We start from the raw sequence: 14,270 nt of genomic DNA on the forward strand, positions 1-14,270 counted from the left end.
GCGCCTGGCGCTATGGCTGGACCTTCGTCACCAGTGTCGGCAGGTCCCAGGCACCGCCTGCGGCGACCAGCCGGCACAGGCCGGTGGTGCTGTCTGATGTCTTGACGTAAGCGGTGCCGGTCCATGCCCAGCTGGCGCTGGACCAGCAGTCACCCAGTCCGCGGCCCTTGTGCGAGGACGAAATGGTCAGCGCGTCGTCGTCCACGCCCAGGTTGGTGATGTAAGCAGGCTGGTAGGGCATGTGGTCGTTGACCACCCAGTAGCCGCTGCCCGCGTTGTAGGCGCCGCGCCAGCAGGTCATGGACACCAGCAGCCGGCGGTTGTCCAGGCGCTTGACCTCGATCGGCTGGGGGCCTTCGTCCGCATAAGTGCCCTCGCTGGGGTGCAGTGATTCGCAGTCGTCCTGCGAAGTCGCTGCGGCAAGCGCGGCGCGAAGTGCCGGCGCGTTGGCCAGGGCTGCGTCGGCCGGGCGCGTCGCCACGCGCCGTGGCAGGGTCACCACCGGTACGGGCAGCGAGGGCGGCACGCTGGCTTCGGCGCGGCTGCCTTTGCGCAGGATCGCGCCCGGCGTGCCGAGCCGGCCCTGGAACTCGTCCATCTTCAGCAGTACAGCCGATGCGCCGCGGTCCGACAGGGTCCACTGGCGTCCATTGTCGCCGATCAGCTCGATGCTGCTGTCTTTCACCAGCGCCTTGAGCAGTGCGGTCACCTGCGCCGGTGAGAAGCGGGTGTTGTCCGCCACGGTGCCCAGCGCGGTGCCGTTGATGCGCAGGATGACCGTGGCCGGCAGGTCGCTTTCCTCGTACTCGCCCAGCATCAGCTCGGCCCCGATCGGCTGGTCCGGCCCGCCACGCCGGGTAAGCAGCACGGAGACCGGGTCGCCGCCGGTGTCTTCGTTCTGGTAACCGGCGGCGCGGCAGGTTCGGGTGTTGTCGCAGGCCAGGGTCCAGTCCTCATGGCTGAAGGCCACGCCGGGCGTGATCGCCCCGGTTGGTGCGGCGTGTGCGGCCGGGAGCAGGCCGGCAAGCAGCAGGGGGATCAGCGACAGGCGCATGCGGACATCCTTCTTCGACAACATTCCATGGGGGAGAGATCGTGGACCAGCGGGGGGCGTGCTGTCCAACCCCGTTTCCTGTCCTGGTGCGTTCAACCTGTCGTCATCGGATCAGGAGCGTTACATGGAAAGCGTGCTGCGCCGTATCGGGTTGGGAGTGTTGCTGTGGGTGGGTGCGGGTGCGGGCATGCCGTCGGCGGCGGCGCAGCGCGCGGTCGAACCGCTGCTGAAGGTGGCCGGCGCGGAACAGCCGGTGGAGCTGGAACAGGCGCGCATCGACAGCCATGTGGCGGCGGGTCTGGCTGAAACCCGCATCGAACTGGTGTTCCGCAACCCGAACCGGCGCGTGCTGGAGGGCGCGCTGGAGATTCCGCTGGCCGAGGGCCAGCAGGTGACCGCGTTCGCGCTGGATATCGACGGGGTGCTGCGCGATGCGGTGCCCGTGCCCAAGGCGCAGGGACGGCAGGTGTTCGAAGCCATCGAGCGCCGCCGGGTTGACCCGGGCCTGCTGGAGCAGACCGCCGGCAATCAGTTCCGCCTGCGCATCTACCCCATTCCACCGCTGGGCACGCGCCGGGTCGCGCTGACCGTGCGCGAGGCCCTGCCGGCGGGCAGGGAGGGCCTGCGCTGGACGCTGCCGCTGCAGTTCGTGGGCCAGGCCAGGTCGGTACAGCTGCGGCTGGACGCGGTCGCCACCGGCGTACCGGTGACGCACGGGCCGCCGACGCTGGCCCTGGCACTGCGCGACGGCGCCTGGCGCGCCCGGTGGCAGGGCAGCGGCACGCAGTTGCCGGATCAACTGGGCTGGATGCTGCCGCTGCCGCGCGGGCTGGATGCGGTGCGGGGCGACTTCGATGGCGACCACTATGTGATGGTGCAGGTGCCTGTGCCGGTGCAGACCCGCGAACGCACCTTGCCGCATCGCGTCGGATTGCTGTGGGATGCGTCCGGCTCGGCCGGCAATCGCGACACCGCCGCGGAACTGGCCGTGCTTGAGCGTTACTTCGCCGCCATCGGCAATGGCGAGGTACAGCTGACCGTGCTGCGCGATCGCGCCGAGCCGCCCCGCCGCTTCGCGATCCGCAAGGGCGATTGGAGCACGTTGCGCCGGTACCTGGAGGCCGTGCCCTACGACGGCGCCAGTGCGCTGGGCAACTGGACCGCGCAGCCCGATATCGACGAGTACCTGCTGGTCAGCGACGGGCTGGCCAACTACGGCAAGCGTGAGCGCCCTGTATTGCGCGCGAACCAGCGCCTGTATGCGCTCAGTGGCGCCGGTGCGCGCACCGACAGTGACCGGCTGCGTGCGTGGACGCGTGCGGGGAACGGGCAGTTGCTGGTGTTGAACGGCAGCCAGGATGTGGCGTCCATGGCAGCCCGCCTGCTGCGCGACAACCCGGGCTACGTGCAGGCCGAAGGCGATGGACTGAGCGACCTGATCGTGGATGCCGACCGAGCGGACGAAGGCCGGGTGCGCTTGTTGGCGCGCATGCAGCACGCCAATGGCGCGCTGCGGGTGCAGGTGCCGGCGGCAGGCGGTACCCGGCAGACGCTGACGGTGCCACTGGCGCAGGCGCGCGATACCGCCGGGACGCTGGTTGCCCACGCCTGGGCCGACGCACGGCGCCGGGAGCTGGCCGCAGACCCCGTGGGCAACCAGGGTCAGATCCAGGCGCTGTCGCTGCGCTTTGGCCTGGTCGGGGCCGATACCTCGCTGCTGGTGCTGGAAACGCTGGACGACTACCTGCGCTATGGCATCCGCCCGGCTGCACCGCTGCGGCAGGCGTACGACCGGCTGCACGCGGTGAAGCTGGATGACGAGGCCAGCGCCCGCCGTGCACGCCTGGACAAGTTGGCCCTGCAGTTCGCCGAACGCGAACAGTGGTGGAACCGGGCCTGGCCGAAGGGCTCTCCTCCGCCGGCCGCATCGAGCAAGCAGGTGATGGCGCCGATGCCCGCTGCCGCCCCGGCTCCGCCCGCGCCGGCGATGATGCTGGCCGCCGAAAGCGCACAGCGCCAGCGGGCGGAGGCCGCGCCCACCACGCTGGACCGCGTGGTGCTGACCGGCGCACGGCGCACGCAGGCCGAAGCGGCGGTGGAAGCCGATGCCGGTGCCGATGCGGATGACAGGGCAAACCAGGGCGCGCTGCGCATCACCGTCGGCGCCTGGGCACCTGACTCGGCCTACGCACGCCGGTTGCGCGCGGCACGCCCGGAGGCGGTGTACGCGCTGTACCTGCAGGAACGCGAACAGCATGCCGACAGCAGTGCCTTCTATCTGGACGTGGCCGACATCCTGTTCGCCCACGGCCAGCGCGACCTGGCGCTGCGGGTGCTGTCCAACCTGGCCGAAATGCAGCTGGAGAACCGCCACGTGCTGCGCGTGCTGGGCTACCGCCTGATGCAGGCCAAGTCGCCGGCGTTGGCGGTACCGGTGTTCCGTGACGTGCTGGCGCTGGGCGAGGAAGAGCCGCAGAGCTTCCGCGACCTGGCCTTGGCGCTGGAAGCCGACAACCAGCCGCAGGCGGCGCTGGCCGCGTTCAACGAGGTGGTGGAGCGGCCGTGGGACGACCGTTTCGACGGAATTTCGCTGATCGCACTGGACGAGCTGACCACGCTGGTGGCGCGCACCGGGGTGGACGCACGCGCGGTGGACCCGCGCCTGCGTCGTCCGATGCCGCTGGACCTTCGCGTGGTGCTCAGCTGGGACAGTGACAACAGCGACATGGACCTGTGGGTGACCGACCCCAACGGCGAGCGCGCCTACTACGGCAACCGGCTCACCTTCCAGGGAGGGCAGATGTCGCGCGACTTCACCGGCGGCTATGGCCCGGAGCAGTTCTCGCTGCGCCAGGCCAAGCCCGGCCGCTACAAGGTGGAGGCGAACTACTTCGGCAGCCGCCAGCAGCTGGTGACCGGGGCCACCACGCTGACCCTGCGCCTGAGTACCCACTGGGGCACCCGGCGCCAGCAGGACCAGCAGGTGACGATGCGCCTGAAGGACAGCACGGACACCGTGCTGGTGGGCGAGTTCGACGTGCGCTGAGCGTCAGGCCGTAGAATCGGGCGCCGACTCTCCGGCGCCCGATGCATGGAACCGAACGTGCCCCACCGCAGTTCCCCACGCTGGCGGCCCGCCAGCCGCCTGCTGGCGTGGGCCGCCATCCTGTTCGGCAGTGCAGTGGCCAATGCCGTTGTCGAGGTGATGGACGCCCAGCGCCGGGGCGAGGCGCTGGCGCTGTGGGAACCGTTGACCTGGGAGCTGAGCAGCGCCGGCATGATCCTGCTGACTCTGCCGCTGCTGTGGTGGGGCTGCCAGCGCTGGCCACTGCATACCGATACCTGGAAGCGCCGGCTGCCGCTGTACCTGCTGGCCAGCGTGGGCTGGTCGCTGCTGCACGTGGCCGGGATGATGCTGCTGCGCCACCTGGCCTACGCCAGCGTAGGCGAGCACTACGTGGACGGCTCGGCGTGGCCCACCCGGCTCCTGTACGAATACCTCAAGGACGTGCGCGCGTTCTTCAGCTTCGTGGCGCTGGAGCATTTCTTCAGCTGGTTCGGCCGCCGCCGGCAGGGTGAGGCCCACCTGCTGGCTGCGCCCGACGATGCCCCGCCGGAGGAGCCGGTCGAGCGGCCGCAGCGTTTCCTGGTGCGCAAGCTCGGCCGGGATTTCCTGGTGGCCACCGCCGACATCGAGTACGCCCAGGCCGCAGGCAACTACATGAACCTGCACGTGCGCGGCCATGAGTATCCGCTGCGCAGCACGATGGCGGCGCTGGAGGCCAAGCTGGACCCGGCCCGGTTCGTGCGGATCCACCGCAGCTACGTGCTCAACCTGGGCTTTCTGGTGTCCATCGAGCCGTTGGACAGCGGGGAGGCCAGGGCCCACCTGAAGGACGGCAGCGCGCTGCCATGCAGCCGCCGCCAGCTGCCGGTGCTGCGCGCCGCACTGGGGCAGGGGCCAGCACCGACGGGGCCCGCCGCGACGTCGACAGCAACATGAACAAGCGCTCTGGGCTACAATTCCGGTCTTGTCCCAAGCCTTCATTACCGCCGATATGATCGAGCTCAATCCCGTGCGCCAGCGAATCACCGATCTCACCGATCGCGTGCTCTCGCTCAGGGGGTATCTTTGACTACGACGCCAAGAAAGAGCGTCTGGAAGAAGTAACCCGGGAACTGGAAAACCCCGATATCTGGAACAACGCCGAATATGCCCAGACCCTGGGCCGCGAGCGTTCCAGCCTGGAAAAGACCGTGGGCGGCATCGCCTCCATCCTTGATGGCCTTGCCGAATCCGGCGAACTGCTGGAACTGGCGGAAAGCGAACAGGACGAAGACACTGCCCTGGCCGTGGTCGCCGACCTGGACAAGTACCAGAAGCACGTGGAACAGCTGGAATTCCAGCGCATGTTCTCCGGCAAGATGGACAATGCCCCGGCATTCGTCGACATCCAGGCCGGTGCCGGTGGTACCGAAGCCCAGGACTGGGCCGAAATCCTGCTGCGCATGTACCTGCGCTGGTGCGAATCGCGCGGCTGGAAGACCGAACTGATGGAAGTGTCCGGTGGCGATGTGGCCGGCATCAAGTCGGCCACGCTCCGCGTGGAAGGCGACTATGCCTACGGCTGGCTGAAGACCGAAACCGGCGTGCACCGCCTGGTACGCAAATCGCCGTTCGATTCGGACAACCGCCGCCACACCAGCTTCACCTCGGTGTTCGTGTCGCCGGAAGTCGACAACAACATTGAAATCGACATCAACCCGGCCGACCTGCGTACCGACGTGTACCGTTCGTCCGGCGCCGGCGGCCAGCACGTCAACAAGACCGAATCGGCGGTGCGAATCACCCACATCCCGACCAATACGGTCGTGGCCTGCCAGACCGGCCGCAGCCAGCACCAGAACCGCGACAATGCGATGAAGATGCTGGCCGCCAAGCTGTACGAGCTTGAAATCCAGAAGCGCAACGCCGAGCGCGACGCGGTGGAAGCCACCAAGTCCGACATCGGCTGGGGCAGCCAGATCCGCAACTACGTGCTCGACCAGAGCCGCATCAAGGACCTGCGCACCGGCATCGAACGCTCCGATACGCAGAAGGTGCTCGACGGTGACCTCGACGAATTCGTCGAGGCCAGCCTCAAGTCGGGCCTGGAGGCCGGTTCCAAACGCCTTGACGCCTGACGGTCGGGCCGCCCCGTGCGGCCCGATCCGCTGCACCCCGGCACACGCCGGGTTCCGCACGACCCTTGTCCATATTCCCCCGACATAGACCCACGCCATGAACGATCAGATCCCCGCGCCGCAGCCTCCCGTCGACGAGAACAGCCTCATCGCCGAGCGCCGCGCGAAACTGACCGCGCTGCGCGGGCAGGGCATTGCCTACCCGAACGATTTCCGTCGTGAGGATTTCGCCGGCAAGTTGCAGGATGAATTTTCCGACGCCGAACAGTGGACCGCCGAAGCGCTGGAAGCTACCGACCGCCAGGTGAAGATGGCCGGCCGCCTGATGGCCAAGCGGGTGATGGGCAAGGCCAGCTTCGCCCAGATCCAGGACGAATCCGGCCGCATCCAGCTGTTCCTGCAGGGCAATGCGTTGGGTGACGCGTACACCGCCTTCAAGGGCTGGGACGTGGGCGACATCATCGCGGTCGAAGGCGGGCTGACCCGGACCAGGACCGGCGAACTGTCGGTCAAGGCCACCGGCATCCGCCTGCTGACCAAGTCGCTGCGCCCGCTGCCGGACAAGTGGCACGGCCTGGCCGACGTCGAACAGCGCTACCGCCAGCGCTACGTGGACCTGATCGTGACCCCGGAGTCGCGCGAGGTGTTCATCAAGCGCTCGCGCATCATCCGCGCCATGCGCGCCTGGCTGGACAACCGCGACTTCCTGGAAGTCGAAACGCCGATGATGCATTACATCCCCGGCGGCGCCACGGCCAAGCCGTTCACCACCCACCACAACGCGCTGGACCTGGATCTGTACCTGCGCGTGGCCCCGGAGCTGTACCTCAAGCGCCTGGTCGTGGGTGGGCTGGAGCGCGTCTACGAGATCAACCGCAACTTCCGCAACGAAGGCGTCAGCACCCGGCACAACCCGGAATTCACCATGATGGAACTGTACGAGGCCTACGCCACGTACAACGAAGTGATGGACCTGACCGAAGGCGTGATCCGTGACGTGGCCAGCACGGTGCTGGGCACCACCACGGTGGAGTGGGACGGCGCCACCATCGACCTGGCCCCGGCGTTCCGCCGCTGGCGCATGGACGAGGCAGTGCGCCACCACAACCCGGAAATCAGCGAAGCGGACTGCACCGACCGCGAGGCGCTGCTGCGCCATTGCGAGCGCCTGAAGATCCGGGTCAAGCCGTCCTACGGCTGGGGCAAGCTGCTGCTGGAGATCTTCGAAGCCACCGTCGAGCACACCCTGGTGCAGCCGACCTTCATCACCGATCACCCGGTCGAGGTCTCCCCGCTGGCCCGCGCCAACGACGACCAGCCCGGCTACACCGACCGCTTCGAGCTGTTCATTAACGGCAAGGAGCTGGCCAACGGCTTCTCCGAGCTGAACGATCCGGAAGACCAGGCGGCCCGCTTCCAGGCCCAGGTCACGGCCAAGGAAGGCGGTGACGACGAGGCCATGCACTACGACGCCGATTACATCCGTGCGCTGGAGTACGGGATGGCCCCGACCGGCGGCCTGGGCATCGGCATCGACCGCCTGGTAATGCTGCTGACCGGCAGCAGCTCGATCCGTGACGTGCTGCTGTTCCCGTATATGCGACCCGAAAACTGAGACGCAGGTCCGGATGGCCCGTGCCGGGCCGTCCGGGCGGGTTCCCCTGCGATGGCCGGACGAGTATGGTTTCCGCGTGGCCCATTGATGCGCCCTATGGGTGCGGTGGCCGGGGAATCATGAGCGGAGGTGGTCCCAATGCAAGGTGCCGGTGTACAGAGCGGCGGAGTATCCTTACCGCAGCATGTTCCAGTGTGGTCCAGGAAGACGACGGAAGCAGCCTTGAATATTGTCATCGTTGACGATCAAACGTCCGCGCGCACCATGCTGCGGCATGTCATCGAAGATATCGCGCCGGAATTGAGCGTGCATGATTTCGGCGACCCGCTCACCGCGCTGGCCTGGTGCGAATCGCACGGGGTGGACCTGCTGCTGCTCGATTACCGTATGCCGGAGATGGATGGCCTGGAATTTGCCCGCCGCTTCCGCCGCCTGCCCAAGCACCGCGACATTCCGGTGATCCTGATCACCGTGGTCGGCGACGAGCCGATCCGCCAGGCCGCGCTGGAAGCGGGCGTCATCGATTTTCTGGTCAAGCCGATCCGCCCGCGCGAGCTGCGCGCGCGCTGCTACAACCTGCTGCAGCTGCGCCAGCAGTCGGAAAACGTGAAGCAACGCGCGCTGTCACTTGAACAGCGGCTGCTGGCCAGCATGCACGAGGTCGAGGAACGCGAGCGCGAGACGCTTTCGCGGCTGGCCCGCGCGATCGAGTTCCGTGATGCGGGGACCAGTGCCTATCTCGAGCGCATGGCGCACGTGGCCGGGCTGATCGCCGAACAGCTCGGCCTGCCGGAAGAAGAGGTCAGGCTCATCGAGATGGCCGCGCCGCTGCACGACATGGGCAAGATCGCCATTCCCGATGCCGTGCTGCTCAAGCAGGGCAAACTCAACGACGAGGAGCTGGCCATCATGCGCCGGCACCCGCGCATTGGTTACGAACTGCTCAGTGGCAGCCAGAACCGGTTCATCCAGGTGGGCGCGCTGATCGCGTTGCGCCACCACGAACGTTACGACGGCAGCGGGTATCCCGACGGCCTGGTCGGCGACGCGATCCCGCTGGAAGCGCGGATCGTGGCGGTGGCCGATGTCTTTGATGCCCTGATCTCGCCGCGACCATACAAGGAAGCATGGACGATGGAAGCCACCCTGGCCTACCTGTACGCACAACGCGGGCGCCTGTTCGACCCGCGCTGCGTGGATGCGCTGCTGCGCGGCAGGCAGCAGCTCGACGATATCTGCGCGCAGCATTCGACTGCGTCCTCCCGCCCGGGGATGTGACATGCACAGTCCGTTCCAGGCTCTGAAGCAGCGGCTCGGCGCGCTCCCTGGCCTTGCGCTGCTGAGGCGCCAGCTCGGTAATCGTCCCGACAGCGAACACGGCCAGGCGATCGTGCGCATCGTGCTGATCGTGCTGATTCTTGCGTATGTGCTCATGCCCGGCGTGCGCAACGACCTGCCACACCATCAGTACCAGGTGGTGCTGGGCATCGTGCTGACCGGTCTGGCGTTGTCGGTGCTGCTGTTCTCGTGGCTGCTGGCACGCCCGCAGCGCTCCGATCCGCGCCGGGTGGCCGGCATGCTGGCCGACTACGGGCTGATCGCCGCGGGCATGGTGCAGATGGGCGAGCCGCTGGCGTGGGTCTACATCGTGGTGATGTGGGTCACGGTCGGCAACGGCATGCGCTACGGCAACAAGTACCTGTACGCCGCCGTGGGGATGGCGCTGGTCAGCTTCGGCGTGACCGTACTGGCTACCGGTTACTGGCAGGCCAATGCGCGGCTGGGCTTCGGCCTGTGGCTGGGCCTGGCGGCGGTGCCGCTGTATTTCGCCAGCCTGCTGCGCCAGCTCACCCACGCCATGGACGAGGCGCGCCGCGCCAGCGAGGCCAAGAGCCGCTTCCTGGCCAACATGAGCCACGAATTCCGCACTCCGCTCAATGGCCTGTCGGGCATGACCGAGGTGCTGGCCACCACCACGCTGGATGAAGAGCAGCGTGAGTGCGTCAACACGATCCAGGCGTCTTCGCGCAGTCTGCTGGCGCTGGTGGAAGAGGTGCTCGACATCTCGGCCATCGAAGCGGGCAAGCTGCGGGTGGTGGCCGAGGACTTCTCGCTGGACGACGTGGTGCAGTCGATCGGCCTGATCCTGATGCCGCAGGCACGCTTGAAGCGGCTCGACTACCAGGTCAAGGTGGCCTCCGGCGTACCGCGCCTGCTGCGTGGTGACCTGGGCCACCTGCGCCAGATCCTGCTCAACCTGGCGGGCAACGCAGTCAAGTTCACCGAGCACGGCAGGGTCGAAATTCGCGTCTCACCGGCAGGTGAGGAGGCCCATGGCCAGGTTCGCCTGCGCTTCGACATCCTCGATACCGGCATGGGCGTGGGCCCGGAAATGCGCGCGCGCCTGTTCCAGGCGTTTGAGCAGGCCGATGTCAGCCTGGGGCGTCGCCACGAGGGCAGCGGGCTGGGCACCTCGATCTCACGCGGGCTGGTGGAAGCCATGGGCGGCCAGATCGGCTATGCCGAAAACCCGCCGCAGGGCAGCTGCTTCTGGTTCGAACTGCCCTTCGCATTGCCCCCGGTGGTGGCCGGCGAGTTCACCCCGGCCGTCCTGGGCAACGGCCCGCAGGGTGCGCAGGACAATGTAATCGCTTTCGCCGACCCGTTCCTGCGCCACCGGGCACGGGTGCGCAGCATGAAGGTGCTGGTGGCCGACGACCACCAGGCCAACCGGCTGGTGCTGCAGCGGCTGCTGCAGAAGGCCGGCCACAAGGTGGTCTGCGTCAACGGCGGCGAAGCGGTGCTCGATGCGATGGCCGAGAGCGACTACGACGTGGCCATCGTAGATCTGCACATGCCGGGCATGAGCGGGCTGGACATGCTCAAGGAGCTTCGCGTGCTGCAGGCCGGGGGCGCGCCGCTTACCCCGGTGCTGGTGCTCAGCGCCGATGTCACCCCCGAATCCATCCAGCAGTGCACCCAGGCCGGCGCGCACACCTTCTTCGGCAAGCCGGTCGTGCCGGTGAAGCTGCTGGACACGCTGGCCGAGATCGCCGCCAACGACGGCCTGAAGGCACGCACCGCTGTGGTGCCATCCACGCCGGTGGCAGTGGGTGTGCTTGATACCGGCGTGCTCGATGAACTGGCCGCGCTGGGGATGGGCGAGGGCTTCGAACAGGAGTTCATCCGCCAGTGCCTGGCCGACGCTACCCAGTGCGTGGGCGTGGCCATGGAAGCGGGCGAACGCGGCGACTGGGTACACCTGCGTGAGCAGGCGCACGCCATCAAGGGTGTGGCCAGCAACCTGGGTCTGGTGCGGGTGGCTTACCGTGCCGGCGAGGTGATGCACATGGCCGACTGGCAGCTCAAGAGCGAATGGTGCGAGCGGATGAAGCTGATCCGCACGGCGGTGAAGGAAGGCAGGCAGGCGCTTGAAGAGCGCAGGCGCCCGGGTGCCTCATCCACGGATGACGGCGGCATCGACATGCGCTGAAAAAAAGCCCGGCTCCTACCGGGCTTTTTTACTGGAACCCCCTGCTTGCAATGGCGCAGTTACGCCGCATCGGACTGGGCACGACGGGTCTGCGCCTTGATCAACCGATCCATGGTGCGCAGCGACTTGTCTTCCAGGGCCAGTGCCGAATCCACCCAGATCCGGGTGATTTCCAGCAGTTCGTCATAGCCCACCGCCTGGGCCAGGTTGCGTGCGGCGTTCATTGCCAGGTAGGTTCGCGGGGTGCGCTGCTGCTGGCGGATCAGGTCCTCGGCGGCCTTGACGCCCTGGCCCTTCGGCACCAGCACGTCGACCACGCCCATGGCATGCATCTCTTCGGACGAGTAGACGCGTCCGTCCAGGATGATCTTCTCGGCCAGCTGCGGAGCCACGCGGCGGCACAGGAACGAGTAAGCGCCCATGCCCGGGAACAGCCCGAACAGTACTTCGGGCAGGCCCATGCCGCAGCCTTCCTCGGCGATGATGGTGTGGCAGGCCAGCGCCATTTCCAGACCGCCGCCCAATGCATCGCCCTGGATCAGCGCGATCGACCGCACGTCGCCACCGAAGCCGGTGTGCAGGTGGTGCACCCCTTCCACGCAGCGTTGTGCATAGGCGAGCAGGCGGTCGCGGTTGCCTTCCCGGATCAGTTGGGCAAACAGCGCAAGGTCGCCACCCAGGTTGTACGCGGTGGCATCGGAGGCCAGCACGAAGTGGCGCAGCCGGCCGCTGTTGCGCTCGGCCGGGGACAGCGTGATCTGGCTCATCACGCTCCACATTTCATCGAGCATGTCCTTGCGGCAGCAGGGACGGATGCCGGTGGCGGCATCGGCGTGCATGAACAGCCAGTGGGCGGCGTCGTCCGGGGTCGATTCGGTGCGGATGGTCGCATAGCCGCGGGAATACGGAAGCTTTTCGATGGATTGCATGGGGATTACCTCGGCGGGGTTGGCCTGCAGGGAGGACGGTGGGCGGCAGGCCGGACGGGTCCACACGCCGCGATCCTACACCGCCAACCCGGGCCGGAATGCAAATGCCATTGATAATGTCCACGGCAGCCCGAAATGCCGGCCAGAATCTCGTTCAGCCTTATGCCGCAAGGGAATCGAGTGATTCGCATCGCGCTGCGCCGGCGGCGCGCAAGTTAATGGGCCGGCTTAGGAATGGGACGAATCTGCGGACAAGAAAACGCCCGCAGGCGATGCCGTGCGGGCGTTCAATTCCTGCGGTGGCCTTCCTACTTACGCGGCGGGCGTGTCGCGCAGCTCGCGCCGCAGGATCTTGCCCACGTTGGTCTTCGGCAGTTCCTTGCGGAACTCGACGATGCGCGGGTGCTTGTAGCCGGTCAGGTTGGCGCGGGCATGTTCCTTGACCATTTCGGCGGTCAGGTTCGGGTCCTTCTTGACGATGACTACCTTGACCACTTCGCCGGACTTTTCATCCGGCACGCCTACTGCGGCCACTTCGAGTACGCCGGGCATCATTGCGATGACGTCTTCGACTTCGTTCGGGTACACGTTGAAGCCGGACACCAGAATCATGTCCTTCTTGCGGTCCACGATGTAGAAGAAGCCGTGTTCGTCCATGCGTGCCATGTCGCCGGTGTGCAGCCAGCCATCGGCATCGATCGCCTTGGCGGTCTCTTCCGGGCGTTGCCAGTAACCCTTCATCACCTGCGGGCCGCGGATGCACAGCTCGCCCACGTCGCCGGGGGCCAGGGTGACGCCGTTGTCATCCTTCACGCAGGCGTCGGTGGACGGGATCGGCAGTCCGATCGCGCCGTTGTACTCGGCCAGGTTGAGCGGGTTGATGCAGGCTGCGGGCGAGGTCTCGGTCAGGCCGTAGGCTTCGACCAGAGTCACCCCGGTGGTCTTTTTCCAGCGCTCGGCCACGGCACGCTGCACCGCCATGCCGCCACCCAGGGTGACCTTCAGCGAGGAGAAATCGACCTCGTCGAAGCCGGGGGTGTTGAGCAGACCGTTGAACAGGGTGTTGACGCCAGTGATGGCGGTGAAGCGGGTGGCCTTGAGCTCCTTCACGAAGCCCTTCATGTCACGCGGGTTGGTGATCAGGTGGTTGCAGCCACCGAACTTCATGAAAACCAGCCCGTTCGCCGTCAGCGCGAAGATGTGGTACAGCGGCAGGGCGGTGATGATCCACTCCTTGCCCATCTCGATGCCCGACGCGGAAATCCACGCCGACGCCTGCTGCATGTTCGCCACCAGGTTGCGGTTGGTCAGCATGGCACCCTTGGCAACCCCGGTGGTACCGCCGGTGTACTGCAGGAAGGCCACGTCGTCGTGGTCCAGCTCCACCTTCGGCAGGGTGTGGCCGCTGCCCAGCTTCAGTGCCTGGTTGAAGCGGACCGCGCCGCGCAGGGTGTAGTTGGGCACCATCTTCTTGATGTACTTCAGCACGAAGTTCACCACCACGCCCTTCAGGCCGAGCATGTCGCCCAGGCCGGTGGTGATGACCTGCCTGATCGGCGTGTCCGCGATGACCTGCTGCACGGTGTCGCCGAAGTTGTCGACCACCACCAGTACGGCGGCGCCGGAATCGACCAGCTGGTGCTTGAGCTCGCGGGCGGTGTACAGCGGGTTGACGTTGACCACCGTCAGGCCGGCGCGCAGCACACCAAAGGTGGCCACCGGATACTGCAGGCAGTTGGGCATCATCAGGGCGACGCGGTCGCCCTTCTTGAGCTTCAGCTCGCCCAGCAGATAGGCGGCGAACTGCTCGACCAGGGCATCGGTTTCACCGTAGGTGAGGACCTTGCCGAAGCTGGAGTAGGCGGGACGGTCGCGGAACTTGGCCACCGACGCATCGAATACGGCTGATACCGAATGGAACTCGTTGACGTCGATTTCGGCGGGTACGCCGTCGGGATAGCTCTGCAGCCAGGGACGTTCCAGACTCATTATTCC

Annotated in this window: 9 protein-coding genes; 6 read left to right on the forward strand and 3 right to left on the reverse strand. The window is 67.0% G+C overall.

Annotation, left to right across the window (positions count from 1 at the left end; genetic code table 11):
- Nucleotides 1–10 precede the first annotated feature (10 nt).
- Nucleotides 11–1,054 (reverse strand): DUF1176 domain-containing protein, encoded by a 1,044-nt coding sequence (locus tag ACGFZ3_RS04865; protein ID WP_392917132.1) that lies wholly within the window; start codon nt 1,052–1,054, stop codon nt 11–13.
- A 124-nt stretch (nt 1,055–1,178) separates the two neighbouring features.
- On the opposite strand from ACGFZ3_RS04865, the gene ACGFZ3_RS04870 reads away from it, so the two are divergent.
- The 6 genes from ACGFZ3_RS04870 (at nt 1,179) to ACGFZ3_RS04895 (ending at nt 11,346) form a co-directional block, all read left to right on the forward strand.
- A complete protein-coding gene (locus ACGFZ3_RS04870) occupies nt 1,179–4,100 on the forward strand; it encodes a VIT domain-containing protein (protein WP_392917135.1) in 2,922 nt (973 codons plus the stop codon).
- A 45-nt stretch (nt 4,101–4,145) separates the two neighbouring features.
- Complete coding sequence (locus ACGFZ3_RS04875; protein ID WP_392917138.1) at nt 4,146–5,057, forward strand: LytTR family DNA-binding domain-containing protein; 912 nt, start codon at nt 4,146–4,148, stop codon at nt 5,055–5,057.
- A gap of 55 nt (nt 5,058–5,112) precedes the next feature.
- A protein-coding gene (prfB, locus tag ACGFZ3_RS04880; RefSeq protein WP_392917598.1) for a peptide chain release factor 2 occupies nt 5,113–6,238 on the forward strand; the annotation gives its coding sequence in 2 pieces (ribosomal slippage) (nt 5,113–5,187 and nt 5,189–6,238; 1,125 coding nt in all).
- A 97-nt stretch (nt 6,239–6,335) separates the two neighbouring features.
- A complete protein-coding gene (gene lysS / locus ACGFZ3_RS04885) occupies nt 6,336–7,853 on the forward strand; it encodes a lysine--tRNA ligase (RefSeq protein WP_392917141.1) in 1,518 nt (505 codons plus the stop codon).
- A 138-nt stretch (nt 7,854–7,991) separates the two neighbouring features.
- Nucleotides 7,992–9,131 carry an HD domain-containing phosphohydrolase gene (locus ACGFZ3_RS04890; RefSeq protein WP_392917144.1) on the forward strand — a complete coding sequence of 380 codons (1,140 nt, stop codon included), beginning with the start codon at nt 7,992–7,994 and terminating at the stop codon, nt 9,129–9,131.
- A 1-nt stretch (nt 9,132) separates the two neighbouring features.
- Nucleotides 9,133–11,346, forward strand: coding sequence for a response regulator (locus tag ACGFZ3_RS04895; protein ID WP_392917147.1), 2,214 nt, complete (start codon nt 9,133–9,135; stop codon nt 11,344–11,346).
- A gap of 59 nt (nt 11,347–11,405) precedes the next feature.
- Here the strand turns inward: ACGFZ3_RS04895 and ACGFZ3_RS04900 are convergent, their stop codons facing one another.
- Together ACGFZ3_RS04900 and ACGFZ3_RS04905 are read right to left on the reverse strand one after the other, a co-directional pair.
- Complete coding sequence (locus ACGFZ3_RS04900) at nt 11,406–12,275, reverse strand: crotonase/enoyl-CoA hydratase family protein (RefSeq protein ID WP_392917150.1); 870 nt, start codon at nt 12,273–12,275, stop codon at nt 11,406–11,408.
- Nucleotides 12,276–12,587: 312 nt separating this feature from the next.
- A complete protein-coding gene (locus ACGFZ3_RS04905; RefSeq protein WP_392917153.1) occupies nt 12,588–14,264 on the reverse strand; it encodes a long-chain fatty acid--CoA ligase in 1,677 nt (558 codons plus the stop codon).
- Nucleotides 14,265–14,270 lie beyond the last annotated feature (6 nt).

The organism is Stenotrophomonas sp. NPDC047960 (assembly GCF_043204395.1).
GTDB lineage: Bacteria > Pseudomonadota > Gammaproteobacteria > Xanthomonadales > Xanthomonadaceae > Stenotrophomonas.

Bases quoted from the DNA above. Each gene is read 5' to 3' on its own strand.
- ACGFZ3_RS04905 (WP_392917153.1), bottom strand. From the start codon at position 14,264: ATGAGTCTGGAACGTCCCTGGCTGCAGAGCTATCCCGACGGCGTACCC.
- ACGFZ3_RS04875 (WP_392917138.1), top strand. From the start codon at position 4,146: ATGGAACCGAACGTGCCCCACCGCAGTTCCCCACGCTGGCGGCCCGCC.
- ACGFZ3_RS04895 (WP_392917147.1), top strand. From the start codon at position 9,133: ATGCACAGTCCGTTCCAGGCTCTGAAGCAGCGGCTCGGCGCGCTCCCT.
- lysS (WP_392917141.1), top strand. From the start codon at position 6,336: ATGAACGATCAGATCCCCGCGCCGCAGCCTCCCGTCGACGAGAACAGC.
- ACGFZ3_RS04870 (WP_392917135.1), top strand. From the start codon at position 1,179: ATGGAAAGCGTGCTGCGCCGTATCGGGTTGGGAGTGTTGCTGTGGGTG.
- ACGFZ3_RS04890 (WP_392917144.1), top strand. From the start codon at position 7,992: ATGCAAGGTGCCGGTGTACAGAGCGGCGGAGTATCCTTACCGCAGCAT.
- ACGFZ3_RS04865 (WP_392917132.1), bottom strand. From the start codon at position 1,054: ATGCGCCTGTCGCTGATCCCCCTGCTGCTTGCCGGCCTGCTCCCGGCC.
- ACGFZ3_RS04900 (WP_392917150.1), bottom strand. From the start codon at position 12,275: ATGCAATCCATCGAAAAGCTTCCGTATTCCCGCGGCTATGCGACCATC.